Origin of the sequence: Rhodococcus sp. T7, from assembly GCF_009872365.1 — a bacterium.
Lineage (GTDB): Bacteria > Actinomycetota > Actinomycetes > Mycobacteriales > Mycobacteriaceae > Rhodococcus_F.
The window spans coordinates 24425-39195 of the sequence record NZ_WXYH01000298.1; the positions used below are offsets into that span (position 1 = coordinate 24425).

Annotated in this window: 11 protein-coding genes; 7 read left to right on the plus strand and 4 right to left on the minus strand. The window is 62.2% G+C overall.

Going from position 1 to position 14771, the window contains the following annotated elements; translation table 11 throughout:
- Nucleotides 1–40: 40 nt before the first annotated feature.
- The 4 genes from MLGJGCBP_RS23835 (at nucleotide 41) to MLGJGCBP_RS23850 (ending at nucleotide 3190) form a co-directional block, all read left to right on the plus strand.
- Complete coding sequence (locus MLGJGCBP_RS23835) at nucleotides 41–790, plus strand: hypothetical protein (protein WP_160098545.1); 750 nt, start codon at nucleotides 41–43, stop codon at nucleotides 788–790.
- Between the two features lie 46 nt (nucleotides 791–836).
- Complete coding sequence (locus MLGJGCBP_RS23840) at nucleotides 837–1025, plus strand: hypothetical protein (protein ID WP_160098547.1); 189 nt, start codon at nucleotides 837–839, stop codon at nucleotides 1023–1025.
- Nucleotides 1022–1987, plus strand: a complete 966-nt coding sequence (locus MLGJGCBP_RS23845) for a Fic/DOC family protein (protein WP_160098549.1) — start codon at nucleotides 1022–1024, stop codon at nucleotides 1985–1987. Before MLGJGCBP_RS23840 ends, MLGJGCBP_RS23845 begins: the two co-directional genes overlap by 4 nt.
- 210 nt (nucleotides 1988–2197) lie before the next feature.
- The gene (locus MLGJGCBP_RS23850) at nucleotides 2198–3190 is read left to right on the plus strand and encodes a pentapeptide repeat-containing protein (RefSeq protein WP_160098551.1); all 993 of its coding nucleotides are present in this window, start codon (nucleotides 2198–2200) and stop codon (nucleotides 3188–3190) included.
- A gap of 27 nt (nucleotides 3191–3217) precedes the next feature.
- On the opposite strand, the gene MLGJGCBP_RS23855 is transcribed toward MLGJGCBP_RS23850, so the two are convergent.
- Both MLGJGCBP_RS23855 and MLGJGCBP_RS23860 read right to left on the minus strand, forming a co-directional pair.
- A complete protein-coding gene (locus tag MLGJGCBP_RS23855; RefSeq protein WP_160098553.1) occupies nucleotides 3218–3787 on the minus strand; it encodes an HNH endonuclease in 570 nt (189 codons plus the stop codon).
- A 192-nt stretch (nucleotides 3788–3979) separates the two neighbouring features.
- Nucleotides 3980–4612 carry a hypothetical protein gene (locus tag MLGJGCBP_RS23860; RefSeq protein WP_160098555.1) on the minus strand — a complete coding sequence of 211 codons (633 nt, stop codon included), beginning with the start codon at nucleotides 4610–4612 and terminating at the stop codon, nucleotides 3980–3982.
- Nucleotides 4613–4848: 236 nt separating this feature from the next.
- Between MLGJGCBP_RS23860 and mobF the strand changes: the two genes are divergently transcribed.
- From mobF to MLGJGCBP_RS23875, 3 genes are all read left to right on the plus strand, one after another.
- Nucleotides 4849–9189: a MobF family relaxase gene (gene mobF, locus MLGJGCBP_RS23865; RefSeq protein WP_160098557.1), complete on the plus strand. Its 4341-nt coding sequence runs from the start codon at nucleotides 4849–4851 to the stop codon at nucleotides 9187–9189.
- Between the two features lie 58 nt (nucleotides 9190–9247).
- Nucleotides 9248–10594: a hypothetical protein gene (locus MLGJGCBP_RS23870; protein WP_160098559.1), complete on the plus strand. Its 1347-nt coding sequence runs from the start codon at nucleotides 9248–9250 to the stop codon at nucleotides 10592–10594.
- Between the two features lie 212 nt (nucleotides 10595–10806).
- On the plus strand, nucleotides 10807–12105 hold the full coding sequence (locus MLGJGCBP_RS23875; RefSeq protein WP_160098561.1) for a PIN domain-containing protein: 1299 nt from the start codon (nucleotides 10807–10809) through the stop codon (nucleotides 12103–12105).
- Nucleotides 12106–12218: 113 nt separating this feature from the next.
- Here the strand turns inward: MLGJGCBP_RS23875 and MLGJGCBP_RS23880 are convergent, their stop codons facing one another.
- Together MLGJGCBP_RS23880 and MLGJGCBP_RS23885 are read right to left on the minus strand one after the other, a co-directional pair.
- A complete protein-coding gene (locus tag MLGJGCBP_RS23880; RefSeq protein WP_160098563.1) occupies nucleotides 12219–13424 on the minus strand; it encodes a protein kinase family protein in 1206 nt (401 codons plus the stop codon).
- A 205-nt stretch (nucleotides 13425–13629) separates the two neighbouring features.
- A complete protein-coding gene (locus tag MLGJGCBP_RS23885; protein ID WP_160098565.1) occupies nucleotides 13630–14721 on the minus strand; it encodes a hypothetical protein in 1092 nt (363 codons plus the stop codon).
- Between the last annotated feature and the right edge of the window lie 50 nt (nucleotides 14722–14771).

Sequence of the window (14771 nt, forward strand, 5' to 3'; positions counted from 1 at the left end):
GCGCGCCCGAAAAATTCCACATGGCAGTCAGAATGATCGAGTGAACGGCAATCGGCGGAACATCTACGGGTACCTACGGCTGATACTGCCGCCGGTGCTGGCGATCGGCACACTCTTCGTCCCAGGGTGGTATCAGTGGGCCATAGACAAGGTGATGACGCCGCTGGGCGACCATCCAGCAGTCCTACTAGGCGTGTTGGGTGTCCTCGTGGTTGCGTGGTGGTACACGGGCGTCGGATGGTTCGAATCGAACCAGCAACGCGACGGCAGGATCGAACAGCTCGAGACAGAAAATCGCGCTCTGCAGCAAGCGCTCGCGAAGCCTGACGCGGATGACCAGTTCCTGTTCGACAAGATCCTCACCGAGCTTCCCGAGGACAGTGGTCGACTGGGTTGGCTCACGTCTGGAGAGTTTTCAGGAAGGTCGTGGCGACAGAGCGACATGCGCAAGATAAGTGACTTCACGGATGCCTACGCCAATCAGAAGTTTCGCGACCCTGTTGTGCAGGCCGCGTGGACCGATTGGTGGAAAGCCCTTGACGATTTTTGGCGCAGGTCCTTGGCCGAAAGGACTAGCGAGGACATACCGATCGGTGGTGGTGAGGACTACCACTGTGAGATTAGGCAGCCGCGCGAACGCGACGACACATCACCCACCTACGAGCAGACGGCCGAGCAACTGATGGACCTGCGAGATGCAATCTTCGCCGCCCGAGACCGCTTCATCGACGCGGGATCTGATCAGAGATTTAGCCGCCGGGTGCTGATTGACGCCATCACCCCCATCTAACCAACTGGCAAATCTTCGATTGGCCAGAAACCACAGGAGGGGCACGATGTCCGAACGACTCACCGAGGCGCAGGCACGCGCCGAGTACGAGCGGCTGGCGCCGATCATGGCGATCGAGGGCCGAACGATGGACGAGCCCACCAAGGAACTCCTCGTCCAACTGCTGCAGGAGAACATCACGCTCGACGATGCTCTCGACTCGATCCTTCGTCGACGAGGCCAGACCGAGCAGTGACCCGCCCCCGCCCGTTCTCACAGGAGTGGATCGACTATTACATTCCGTCGACGGTGCAATGGGATGCCACCGGATTCCCGGACATCTCCGGTGCTGTCATGCGCAACCTCGTTCGCGTGTCCGCCGATCGGCCGTACGGGATCACCGACCCGGAGGTGCTCGACGTATACGAGGGGCTGTCGACATACAAGCGCATGTCCGAGCTCAGACGAGAGCCGATCCCCGGCAACTACGACCTGCAGCACCTACGCCGGATCCACCACCACCTGTTCCAGGACGTCTACCCATGGGCCGGCGAACTCCGCACCGCCCCACGCGATTGGCCGATGGTCAAACTCGGCCCGGACGTGCAGGCGTACCGGAACGGCATCCGAAACCCACCGGAGATCCCGCACCGCTACTTCGCAGCCAAAGAGGTCCGCGGATACGGCACCGCGGTGCTCGATCGAATGGCCGCCAAGAACCACTTACGCGGACTCGACCGCGAGACCTTCGTCGACGAGCTGACCAAGGTGTGGGCGCGGATCAACTACGTCCACCCGTTCCGGGAGGGAAACACCCGGGCGCAATTCGCGTTCTTCACACAACTCAGCGCGGACGCCGGCTACTCCTTCGACACAGCACGATTCCAACCCGTCGAAGCGAACCTTCCCCAGGAAAGTTCGTTGGTCGGGGATCTGCGGGAGCAGTTTGTGTGGGGACGATTCGAGTACATGCAGACCGGTGAGACCACGCTGCTACGAGAGACGATCGACGCCGCCGTGGTCGTCACTGCACCACAGCACGATCCGGCGGAGTCGACTCCGGGTCGCAGCTACGACCTGAGTGCTGTGCGAACGGCGACCGCGGGGCATCCCCGCCCCATCGGCCGGATGCTTTTGGGCAAGACCGAAGGAGGGGAGTCAGTAGAGGCGGGCGGACCGGACCGGTCGCACTCAAGCGGCACCGGGTACGAGCTGTAGAGCCGCCCAATCTGGATCACTCGGAAGAGGTGTCCCCGTCACGCCATAGGATCAGGCGACATCAGACGGGGGTGGAGCGTGGCCGGCGGAATGTCGCATGACTCATCCACAGCAGCAGGAGAAAGGTCGTTGAAAGGTGGTGTGGGTGAGGTGGAGGAAGCAAGGCGTTCGCGAGTCGCGCGATTTGTGTTTCCGTCGTGTGTAGGTGTTGTGGGACTCGGCTTCGGTTACCTTGCTGGCCGAGTCGTTACCGTTCCTGGAAGTACCCAACTGTGGGACATCGCCGCTCAACCTATCGCTACGGCGCTCGCCGGAGCTGGGGCCATCGGAGCCGGCTATCTTGCCTTTCACAACGGCGAGAAGAGCCGTGCCTTGGACACCGAACATCACAAGGACACGAGCGAGCGTGACAGAGAAGCTGATCTTCGAAAGCGTTACACGACTGCGGCCAGCCAGCTCGCCGACGAGAGCCCCGCAATTCGCGAGGCCGGGACCTACGCACTCGCTGCCCTTGCAGATGACTGGATTCGATTCGGTGAATCGACGAGCCAGGAGGAACTCGCGTACTCAGAGATACAGGTCTGCGTGAATCTGTTGTGTTCATACCTCCGTGCTAATCGGCGGATGCTCGATGAGGATTCGCGTGGTCCGGATCAGCGTGTGTTCGATGCTGGTGAATTTTCGGTTCGCACCTCTATTGCGATGGTCCTGGGAGACCGGGCACCGCAGTGGCGGGAACAGGGACAGAAGTGGCGAAGTGTAGACAGACTTAACAACAATCGATCGCTACGAGTCGATCTGTCGGGGGCGAATCTCGCGGACATGAAACTGGCAAGACTCGACTTCTCCGGTGCTGAGATTCAGGGTGCGGATCTATCCCATGCCAACCTTGCAGGTGCGAACTTCTCTGGTGCGAAGATGCACCGCGTGAAGCTGACACGCAAGCCGTTCATGATCGAGTCCAATCTGTCCGACGCACGACTGGGCGGCGCAGATCTATCTGGCGCGAGACTTCACAAGGTCAATCTGACGCGCGCATGGCTGATAAATGCGAATCTGTCTGGCGCCGACCTACGGACGGCGATAATTGATTCGTCCGAACGAAGTCTCATGGCAGCTATCTGGGATGAAGGAACCATCTGGCCCGAAGGATTTGAAATACCAACTCGACCGTCGTCATTCGAGGTCATAGGCGATCTGTGAATCCGATGTGAGGCCGGGCCTGCTATCTCAAAACAAAACATCTTGATCGGGGCCAGGATCAGTCTTTGCGCGAAGCACCGCGTCTTCGTTGTAGCCGTGCCTCAGTGCATCACGAATTGCGAGTGAGCGATCGACCCGAGACCGCCCACTCCCATCGAGGAGTGTGTGCCCGGATAACCGGCCGAGCGCGATCGCGAAACGAACATTCTCCGAGTACGTCGACTGCACCAGATGATCCGCGTGCACACGGACGCAGAGCGGCTCGTTGCATTTGTGCTCGCAAACGACCCCGTCGTCCATCGGACCGTGCACCAGCTCCACCGAGAAGCGGTGCGCGAGCACCGTCCGCTGGCGGTTGTCGCGTTGGTAGTTGAATCGTCCGTACCCATCCGGCGCGCTGATTGCCCCAGTCCAGTACCAACACGTCGGGGACTTCACGACCTTCGACCAGAACAGTGCAATCGCGCGCGCGTTCGGCGCAAGTGTCGTATCGACGGAGCGCCGTCGGCGAGTGCCGGCCGGAACATCAACGGAGCCGGGGCTGGTGCCGTCAGATTCTTCTGCAGGCCACAACCCCGGCTCGACTTCTTCAATCACCGATCACCCGAACCTGCGCCTGTGCCGTCCGGTCCGATCGACCTAGCCGGTCCATGTCGTTCATATCGACCCCGGCCACCACAGCGAGAGCCAGAGGTCGATCGCACCCTGCCACACGGGCTGTATCCACGGGAACACGTCGTAGAGGGTCACGGTCTAGCCTTCCGAAAGTTTCAGCCCCGGGTGCGATCGTCACGCCGAGGCGAGGGCGGGCGAGTCGACTGGTGCGACCTGAGCCTCGTCCTTGTCTTCCGCCGGGGCTTCGGGCTCTTTCGTGGACGGCGCCGACGTCTTTGCTGCGGCCGCGGTTTCGGTGGTCTGGGGGGCGGCGATACCGGCCTTCTTCAGTTCGGTCGTCGACGATGCGACCAGTTCCTTCGCCTTCTTCTGGGTGATGCCGAGGACGGTGGCGAGGTCGGCGTTCGATCCGCCGTGTGAGAACTGCACGATCGCCTGTGCGTACTCGAGCAGCAGCGCGTCTTCGGACTCGCGCTGCGAGTTCTGGAGCTCCTCGAGCTTGGTCTCCGTGTCCTTCTTGGTCTGTTCGATTTTCGCGGCGGTGTCTGCCTTGAGCTTCTCGATCTTCTTCTCGAGCCCGCTCTTCAACGACTCGATGCGGCGAGCACCTGCAGCCAGGACCGCGTCCCCTTCATGGTCGAGGTCGGCGAGCTTCTCCGACACCGCGTTCAGCGGCTTCGCCAACTCCTCGATGAGCTTCTGATGTTCGAGCGCGCGCTGTCGTGCTGCCTTGACGTTCGCATCGACGTTCTTGACGGTGTGCAGTCTGCGGGAGCGGATCGCCGCCGCTTCAGATGAGGTGGCCATGGCGCGAAGTGTATCGGCTCGACACCCTCGGGGGAGGGCGCAACACGGAGGCAGCAATCTGTGAAATCAAAACCCGAAGCGATGCGACACCTTCACCGTTCGAGCGAGCAACTACCTAACACCCTCGCCTCCGGCGAGAAGAAACTGATTCTGACGGCACCGTATAAACAGTCCCTACCTGCGGCAGGGACAAAATCTTTTACACACCTCTTGCACTAAAGGTGCCACCTGGCACAATGGTCGCCATGATGACCATCCACAAGCTCTCAGCTGGGGATGGATACACGTACCTGACGAACCACGTCGCGGCCGGTGACGCGACCGAGTCGAAAAAGGGCGACGTCATCGATTACTACAACGCCAAGGGCACCCCGCCCGGGCGTTGGTACGGGAAAGCTACGGCGCGAGCCGGAGTCGCCATCGGTGACACAGTTACCGAAAGTGCCATGCGTTCGTCGTTTGGCGCAGCGCGAACTCCGAACGCTTTTGCCACGATGCCGCCGGTGACGGCCTCGCAGCAGGAACGCTATGACTGGTCCGCCGCAACGGCGCTCGGGCGGCCGTTCAGCTGGTTCACCGCCTCGCAGGAGTACGTCCACGAGGTCGTGGATCGGTGCAACGACTACAAGCGCGCGACCGGGAAGTTTCCCGAATCCGCGGCGAAGGATGCCATCAAGTGGGACGTCGCGGTGCGCCATCTTAGGAAGGCGAAGGGCGACAAGGCAGCTCTGCTGAGCGACGCTGAGGTTACGAAATTCATCGCCGACAGCTACCGGAAGATGCGGCAGCCAGTCGCGGGCTACGACCTCGTCTTCACGCCCATGAAGTCAGTCTCGTTGCTGTGGGGGCTGGGCGATCCACGCGTGAAGGAGGTCATCGAGGCGGCGCACCGCCAGGCCGTCGACGAGACCTTGGGGTACGTCGAGGACGAACTGACCTACACCCGGCGCGGCGCCGGAGGAACGCGGATGGTCAAGGCCGAGGGTCTGCTCATCGCCCGATTCGACCACTGGGACAACCGAGTCGGCGACCCGAACCTGCACACTCACTGCGCGGTCCTGAACCGGGTCTACGCGGAGGGTAAGTGGACCACTATCGACGGCCGCATGTTTTACCGTGCGGCCGTCTCAGCGTCCGAGCGGTACAACACCCGAGTCGCGGATCTGGTGGCACGCAGCCTCGGCGTGAGCTTCGCACCACGCGCCGACACCCCTGCCGGAAAGCAGCCGGTCTACGAAGTCGAAGGCATCCCACTGGCGCTGATCGAAGAGTTCTCGCGCCGTCAGGCCATCGTGGACCGGCAGGCAGAACTGGCCCGCGAGTACACCGCCCGCCACGGCAAGAATCCGCCGAAGAAGGTCCAGTTCGCACAAGCGCAGCAGGCAACGTTGGACACCCGCAACGCGAAGAACCCGCCCCGGTCGATGGCAGAACTGCGGGCCGAGTGGGACGAGCGGGCACGCGCAATCATCGTCGACACCTCACCCCAGCAGCTGGTGGAAGAGGCACAGACCGGCCACGACAACCGACCTCCGTTCGGCCCCGCCGACCTCCCAGAATTGATCCGCACCGTCGAAGAAGACTTGTCCCGCAAGGTCGGAACCTGGACCGTTTACAGCCTCACCGCCGAGGTCCAGAGGCAAGCCCGAGCGTTCAGCTTCGCCGACGACCTCGACCTGGACGTCTATGTCCGCGCGGCCGTCGACACCCTCGTGAAGAACCATTGCATCCCCGTGTTCACCGAGATCTACGTTGCCCCGGACAAGCTGTCCGAGGAGATCGAAGGTGGTCTGGTTCGACTGCACACCGTCGACCGCACCACCATGCGCTACACCTCCGAGTCGGTCCTCGCCGCTGAGTCATTCATGCGCAGCAAGGCCGACGCCGCGAGCGAACTGACCGTCGCGGATCGTGTCATCCGGCGCCAGATCCGGAAGATCGAGAAGGCCGTCGCGAAGGAATCGAAGATCGACGGGTTCCACCTCGGAACCGATCAGATCGCGATGATCGAGCACTTCCTCACCGCCAAGAAGACGGTCGCCGTGGCCGTCGGCGCCGCGGGCGCCGGAAAGACCACCGCCGCCAAAGTGGTCGCCCGAGCATGGGAACAGACGAACGGCAAGGTCATCGCACTCGGACCATCTGCCCGCGCCGCGGAAGTTCTCGGATCGGAAATCGAGGTCGAGGGCCGCACCATCGCGGACATCCTGACCCGCGACAAGCACGGCGTCCCGACTGGGATCGACGCTGGAGACCTTCTTTTGGTGGACGAGGCCGGCATGGCATCGGCTCGAAACCTTGCCGACCTCACTCGAATCGCGGCGGATGCCGGGGCCGTGGTGCGCCTTCTCGGCGATCACCAGCAGTTGGCCTCAGTGGAGTCCGGCGGTGTTCTTCGCGATCTGGCCGAGCGCACCTTTGCACCGTTCCTGTCGAAGATCCACCGATTCCGCACCGAGGGTGAAGCGGCCGCGAGCCTGATGCTCCGCGACGGCGACGAGAGCGCGATCGAGTGGTATGAGGAGAACGACCGCATTCAGTCGGCCATGACTCATGAGCTCGCCGACAAGGTCTTCAACGCCTACGTCGCCGACGTCGAAGACGACGAGGTCACCCTCATGGTCGCCCCGACCAACGACCTGGTGCGCGAACTGAACCTGAAAGCCACCGCGTACTACCGGGACAACGGCACCGTCACCGGGCCCGGGATCGTGCTCGCCGATGGGCTCGAAGGGGCGGTCGGCGACGTCGTGGTCACCCGCAAGAACAACAGCAAGTACGTCGTGAAGGACGACAGGGGCAAACGCACCGGACGCGTCAACAATGGTGATCTGTGGACCATCGTCGAGATCGGCGCCGACGGCTCACTGCGCCTGGAGAACCACGCCAGCGGCGGCCGCGTTGTCGTCGCTTCCGACTACATCGCCGAGAACGTCCAACTCGGCTATGCCGCCACGGTCCACCGGTCGCAGGGAATGACGGTCGGGTCCTGCCACGTCCTGACCTCCGCGGGGATGGACCGGCAGGGCTTCTACGTCGCGATGACACGAGGCAAGAGCAAGAACATCGCCTACGCGGCGGAAGACGAACTCCCCGATTGGGACTTCGAGCATCGACCCGATGAGCATCCCGGCGCTCTCGGGGTCATCAAGGGCATCTTGGCCCGCGACGGATCGCAGCGCACCGCGCACCAGATGATCGAAGAGGCCCGCGTTCACGCCGAGTCGTTCGGCGCCATCAAGGACGGCTACATCGCGGCCGTCAGTGCCCTGTACGAGGAACACACCGCCGCGCTGCTGGACGAAATCCTCACCGACAAACAGTTCACCTGGGTCCACACATTCGGCGGTTGGGACAAGATCGTCGAGACCGTCGCACAGTCAGAGACGTTCGGCTGGGACACCCGCCAGCTCCTCACCGACGCCGCCAATGTGATGCGGGCGGTCGGCAAGAAGGGCAAGCTCGACGACGAGAAGAACACCCCCGGCAAGGTCATGGCCGATGCGCTCGGCAAGGCAACCGCACCCGGAATGCTGCCCCGTCGCCGCACGGACACTGTTGCCCGATACCGCGTTCCGCTCCTCTCCGAGGCCGCGGCCGGCGAGGACAAGATCCTCGCCGCCTACGCCCGCCAGCACCAGGAACAGATGCACGCCTACGTCGACACCTACATCGAGAAGGCGATCGACAGCGGCGCGGAATGGGCCGCAGCACTCGGCGACCCCGGTACCGATCCACGCAAGCAAGCCCTGTTCCACAGCACCGCCACTGAGGTCGCGGTCTCACGGATTCTGTGGAACGTAGGCGACGACGTTGCAGACCCGTTCGCATCACTGAATGAGGTCCGCACCGAGGCAGTGAAGAAGCAGATCGAGCAGATCACCGCGCCACGCCAGGCGGCCAGTGTCTACTCGGCGTACGCCACCGACGAGCTGAACACCGCCGCCGCGGCCGCGCGCCGTCGCATCTCCGACACACGGCAGATGCTCGGATCGGCGAAGCACGAACTTGATCGTGCGACCAACGAATCCAACGCAGGCGCGGTCAATTCGGTCATCGCTGAGATCGAGGCCGAAGAGCAGAAGATCCTCGCGGTGCGCCGCGCCCGAGAGATCCATGACCGGATCCAGCGCGATTCCGCCGCCACCGCCGAACAGATCGAACAGGCCAGCGCCGCCCGGCAGGCCGCCGAAGCGGATGCGCCGTCCGAACGACGATGGGGTGCGATCGAAGCATCGGCGGCCGCGAACCGCGCCAACCACGGACGCCGCCAGCGGGCCGAGCAGACGGACGAGCGGGTGCTCGGGCAGCTCCAGACGCGAATCGCGCGACTCGAAAAGTCGCTCGCCACCGACCGGAAGCGGCTCAAGCTCATCGAGGCAGAACAACGTCAACGGACCGAAAGCAGCGCAGCAGGACCGCGGCGCCGGACCGCACAGGTCACCGAGCAGCAGAACGACCCGGAACCGCCCATCTACGAGCAAGAAGCACCGCCCATCTACGAGCAGGAACCGCCGCCGCCCTATGACGAGGAACCGCCCTACGACGAGGAACACGATCGAGGGCCGGAGCTGTAGCTGAGCACTGAACATCCTCGCCGTTACCAGCGAGGGGGGAAACGAGGAGGAGAAGACATTGGCCGACATCGACCGAACCACCGACGAGTACCAGCAGCGCATGGACGAGGAAGCCGATTGGGCCGAACGGAACTACGACTCCGAAGAGGTGACCGGGTACGAGGAGGAACTCGACCTCGACGCACCGCGACGCCTACGCGTACCGCGACGAACTCCCTCGGGAGACTGGGAGTACCACGATCAGGAGCCCGACAACCGCGAGGCCGGCATCCAACCGACTTCCGGCCGATCCAACGAATCCGCGGCGGCCGACGCGGGCTCGCTCGAACCGCAAGAGCAACTCGACCTCGACCCGTCCTGGGCAACAGGCGAAGACGGTGAACAGGTAGCCGCCGACGAACCGGACTGGTCAGACGACTACGCACACTCGCCGGCACTCACTAAGGAACCCGCCCCCACCCCTACACGAGCGGTCGACGACGGAGTACGTGTCGATCCCATCGTGGCGAGACCCCGCGACAACCAGACGAAACGGTCGAAGCAGCGCGCCGCACCGCCGCCGAATCAGCGAGTGAACGACATCGCCGCGTTCCTGACCGACGTCGAGGAACGCCATCGAACCGGCCAAAAGGTCGCCCGCCCCAAACCGATCCGCGAGGTGCTGGGCGTCTACCGCGGGGCACCGATCGACCAGACCCGAATCCAGGTCCTGGCCGCCGCCGCCGCGGCACGCCACCTCGAAGGCGCGGATTCGGCCAACGCCCAACGCCTGAACAAACTCGTCCAGGACAACGACGCACGGCTGCGCTCCCTGCGCGAGCACGAACGCCGAAACGCGGTCCTCTTCCACGCCGCCAACGAGACAACGAAGGAAGAACTCGCGGTCGCCGACCAGGAGCGCATCGAGCGAGAGACGACCAACGATCGCCGCGTCTTCGACGCAGCATCTGCTGTCGCACTGGGATATGTCGCCGCGCGGGGGCTTCCCGCCTACGACCAGCTCGCCCAGCTTTCCGAAGCTCAGCTCGGGCCCGTGCCCGAAACCGCAGCGGAAGAATCGGCGGAGAATGCATCCGCCAGCGGTGGCCAATCGAAGGTCGATAAGACCAAGAGCGTGCTCGACTCGGTGGGACGAGGACTCGCCCAAGCAGCCGGACCAGTCGCCGGCGACGACGACGTCGCCGCCAATCTCTCGCCGATCAACCTCACCCAGCTCAACGAGGAACTCGCGAACCTGGCCGCCAGCATCGCCCCCGCGATGAAGGCAGCCATGTCCAGCCACCCCCGATCCATCAAGGAACTCCTCAACGTCGAACAGCGGCCCGACGAAGAGAGCGAACTCGCCTTCGAGCAGGAGTCGGAACTCGACCGCGGGCACCGCCGAGACGCCGCGCACTCGGTTTAGAGCGGCCCCGAACAGAGAAAGAGGTCGCCACCCCGCCGATCCGAGAACACTTCTCGGATCAGGGCGACAGGGAAACCTCCCCGTCGACCATGGCAGTGGGTGGCGACCTCTTTCTCGTCGCTCGGCCAGTCTAGAACGTGGCTACGACAAAGCTCGCGGGCCGTTCCGCCGCTTTGGCTTCGGGGTGCCCTTCTGCCCAGCAGAATGAACAGGTGAGCGCAACGATCGTGGTCATTGACACCAACGCTATTGTCAGTTCCCCCCGGCTGAGATCGAAGGGATGGAGGGGTTTGATCGACAAGGCCTCCGAGTGGGATGTGCAGTTCAAGGTCCCAGTGGTCGTAGAGATGGAGGCAGTGAACGTTGTTCGGCGTTCATGGGACAAGGAGAAGCGTGCCGTCGACAAGCTCCGTGTAGGCGAGTTCGGACTTTCCTCAACTTTGAAAGAAATGTCTGCGGCCATTGAGAAGCAGATGGACGGTTACGAGACGGAACTCCGCGAACTGCTCAAGCAGATTGACACCGAGTTGGTTCCGGTTCCCGATGACGCGGATCATTTGGAAATTGCGCGTCGGGCATCAGAGCGGCGCGCACCATATTTCGAACGCCGCCAGGATCGGACACAAGGTGAGCCGTCTGCAAAGGATGGTTACCGCGACACCTTGATCTGGCTGACCGTACTCGACATCGCGCGTTCACATCCGGATTGCGAGGTTTGGTTCGTCAGCGCCAATCACAACGACTTCGGGCGGCCCCAGGAAAAAAATCACGCCATCTCGGAGGACACGTGTCCCTACCCATTACATCCCGAGTTGCTGGAGGATCTTGCCAGTCGTGGTCTTTCATCAGACCGGGTCTTGTACGTACGAACCCTGGAACGACTTGAGCAGCACCTGGCCGCCCAGTTCGCCGCTCTCCCTGACGAGGAGCGAGAAGCGCTGGTCGCCAAGATCGATACCACCAAGCTCGACAGATTCCTCGCGCTGCAGGTGGCGACCTTTCCTCTCGATCCGAGCAAGGCTGCGCTACCCCCGAGAACAGTCGAAGCACACGTTCAATCGCTACCGCGATCGGCGAGCGCCTTGCAGTTCAACGACGCCGCACGTCGTGCCGCCGGCTCCTGGACCGCCCAGTTCACTACGCTCGTTGAACCGAATCTCGAGATCACAGACTCAGTCGGGAATGTCGAAGTGATCAGTAAGAAGCTGCAGGTGCTCGGCCGTGTAGCCATCAGCGCCGAAGGCGCAGTGGAAGACTTAGTCGTGACAGCCATCGAGGCGCTCCCTGATGACCCGATGCGTCGCGTCTGGCTGTGGCAGACGCAGGTAGAACCTAGATCTGACGCATACTTCGCGGGAGTTCTGCGCCACGCTGCTGCAAACCTTCCCTCTGAATCGCTCGAAGGTCTCTACCGCGCCGCAAACCTTCCTCCAGGGACCCGCGAAATGCTCGACGCGTACTGGAAGCGTGACGACGAGATGCGTCGATCGGGTGATGTCTCAGACGATTAATCGCCGTCGCGATCCCCGTTCAAGGGGCTCGATCGGATACTCGCAGTCCTTGCTGCACCCGAGATGAGCCGAGTCGGCTCGTGTAGTTCACCATCTGGGCGACACCTCGATGGTCAGGCCGGAGTTCCTTCCGGCCTGAACTCTAGGTTTTCGACCGCCGCGATGATCTCCAGCACCGACTGATACCGGAGCTTCGGATCTGAGTGAGAGCACTTCTGGACGATCTCGCCGAGCGGAGTGGAACCCGGTAGGAGCTGCTTGACGCCTCTGAATATGTACGACAACACGAATCCGACCGGGTAGATATCGTTGACTGGTTCAAACTCTTTGAAGGCGTCGAGTGCGGGATCCACAATCGTTCCCCGGATCTCGGTCTCTGTCTTCGTGAAGTCGGAATCGCGCGGTTTCGCCAGGCCGAAATCCGAGAGCTTGACCGTGACCGCCCCACTGGAATACGCGCGGAGCAGGACGTTCTTCAGGCTCAGGTCTCGGTGACAGATGAGTGATCTGTGCAGGTAGTTCAGTCCGAAGAGGAACTGGAGCGCAATCCTTCGGCGGGTACCGAAGTCGAAGTTCTGCTGGTTGTTTCGGTGCTTGATGTACTGCTCAAGTGTGCTCTCACAGAACTCCATGGTGTAGGAGTTCTCTGCCTCGTTGTACCGGTAGACCTTGAGAATGTTCGGGAAATCGAGGCCCTTCATGATTTCGTACTCACGACGGAATCGTGCGATGTCCCGCTCGTCGGCCCCACGCTTCAGCTTCTTCCTGGCGATCGTGAGGTCGTAGTTCGGATCCACGAACTTATGGACGATCGCGTAGGCACCTTCACCCACGAGGGTGAGATCGACCCTTGAGTGGTCGGCCAGTTCCAATGCGGTGTCCGCTAGCCCGAACACCGAGTCGTACTTCTCCACCACCACCGGCGTAAAACCCTCGGGGATTAGACTTCCGCCGCTCTGGACCAGCCAACCCTTAGAACCGTCCAGAACACGCTCATACTCCGGCACGATGGTGAGGGCCTTTCCAGTCCCCTCCAACGCGGATTTCAAGTCGCGCACTTCATCGATCAGGCCGAGCAACTCGCGACTGTTATCGGCGTTGAAGTGCCCCGACTCCCCATTGCGCGCCTTGGTGTTCATGAAATCGAACTCGCTATCGAGTCGCTCGTGGATCGAAGCGAACGCGTGCTTGAGCTGATCTCCGCTCTGGAAGGGATTTCGGTGGCCAAGGTACAACTCGAGGTAGTCGGCATCGATCAGTTCGGCGCTGCTGTACTTCCTGAGGATCCGCTCTAGACGTCTCTCCGCTGGTGTCGTCACGCCTGTATTTTGGCATCGCCGTCGGTGGCATAAGCAACGCAGACCCTCAGCAGCCCTGAACAGGAAAAAGGTCGCCACCCCGCCGATCCGAGAAGGCTCTCGGATTAGGGAAAACTTCCCCGTCGACCGTGGCAATGGGTAGCGACCTCCTTCTCGTCGCTCCGGCAGTGCACGACTGACCTACGAGACATGGTTGGACCTGGATCTACGCAGGCGCAGCAGGCTCGACACCGGTGCCGGCCGAGCTGGATGGCACGCGAGCGCTGGGGGGTACGCGGGACTCAAGGTACCCGACAGTTGGTTCGGTCGCTTGCTTCTCGAGGCCATCAGGCGTGAAACGGAGTTGGTGCGGTAAGGCGTTGTTGCCGTTGTAGTCGGCGACACGACCGTCAGGGTATCGGTGGGTGTCGTCGGTTACTTCGACGATTCCCATCTGCGCAAGGAGCTTGTGGCTGTCGTATGTGTGTGGTCCGACGCCGTAGTGCTGGATTCGTTCTGCCGCCGTGATTCGGAAGGCCGTGTTGGGGTCACTGGGCTGATTACGGGCGACCATGAGGAGAAAGACGAGTTCGGTGTCTTCAAGTGCGTAGATCCAGCCGTTTGTGAACAACTCGACGGGGACGGTGAAGAAGTCGGCGTCTTTGACTACCGGAACCGTGTAACGGGGCGGCGGCGTGCCGAGTGGACTGACCCCGCCCTCGTGGTTGAGGAGAAACCCTTCGTAGTTTCCCGTGCTCTTCGTTCCATTGGGAAGGGTCAATAGCAGATGGTCGTCGTCGGCGAGCTTCTTGACTGTCTCGCGGATCTGGCGTGCACGCTTCTCCAGCTCCCGATGGCTAGTTCTGCCTGCGCCCGATGATTCGGCGGCGGACGCCACCAGATCGATCCACCCGACGTCGAACCGGCCCCTTCTGACGATCGGTCTGGTGTTGTCGGGACGGTTTCCTGGCTTCGTACGCGTCTGCGCCTCGTACAGGGCGATCAGGAACAACTTGAGTGCAGCCCCTCGAGGGCTGACAAGGCGTGATGCTGGCGGGCGTTCCGCCCGTGAAGGCATCTTCCGGTCGGATCCGACGAGCGGCTTCTCCTGATATAGGAAGTCGTGTCGAATCCGGACTTCGCTGAGCTTGCCATCTGAGAGTCCGCGAAGTGCTTCGGTGGCGTGCTCTATGGGCCCTGCAAGTTTCCCAAGCCGCTTAAGCCGGGTTTGGACCTGCCTCAGCTCAGTACCGGACGCGTAGAGGCCTGCCGCTTCAGTTATTTTCGACCAATTGATCTGAACGCCTTGACCTGTCATAAGCTACTCTGCATCTCGTCGTTTCCTAGAGTCTCGGAAGGTCAGGTCAA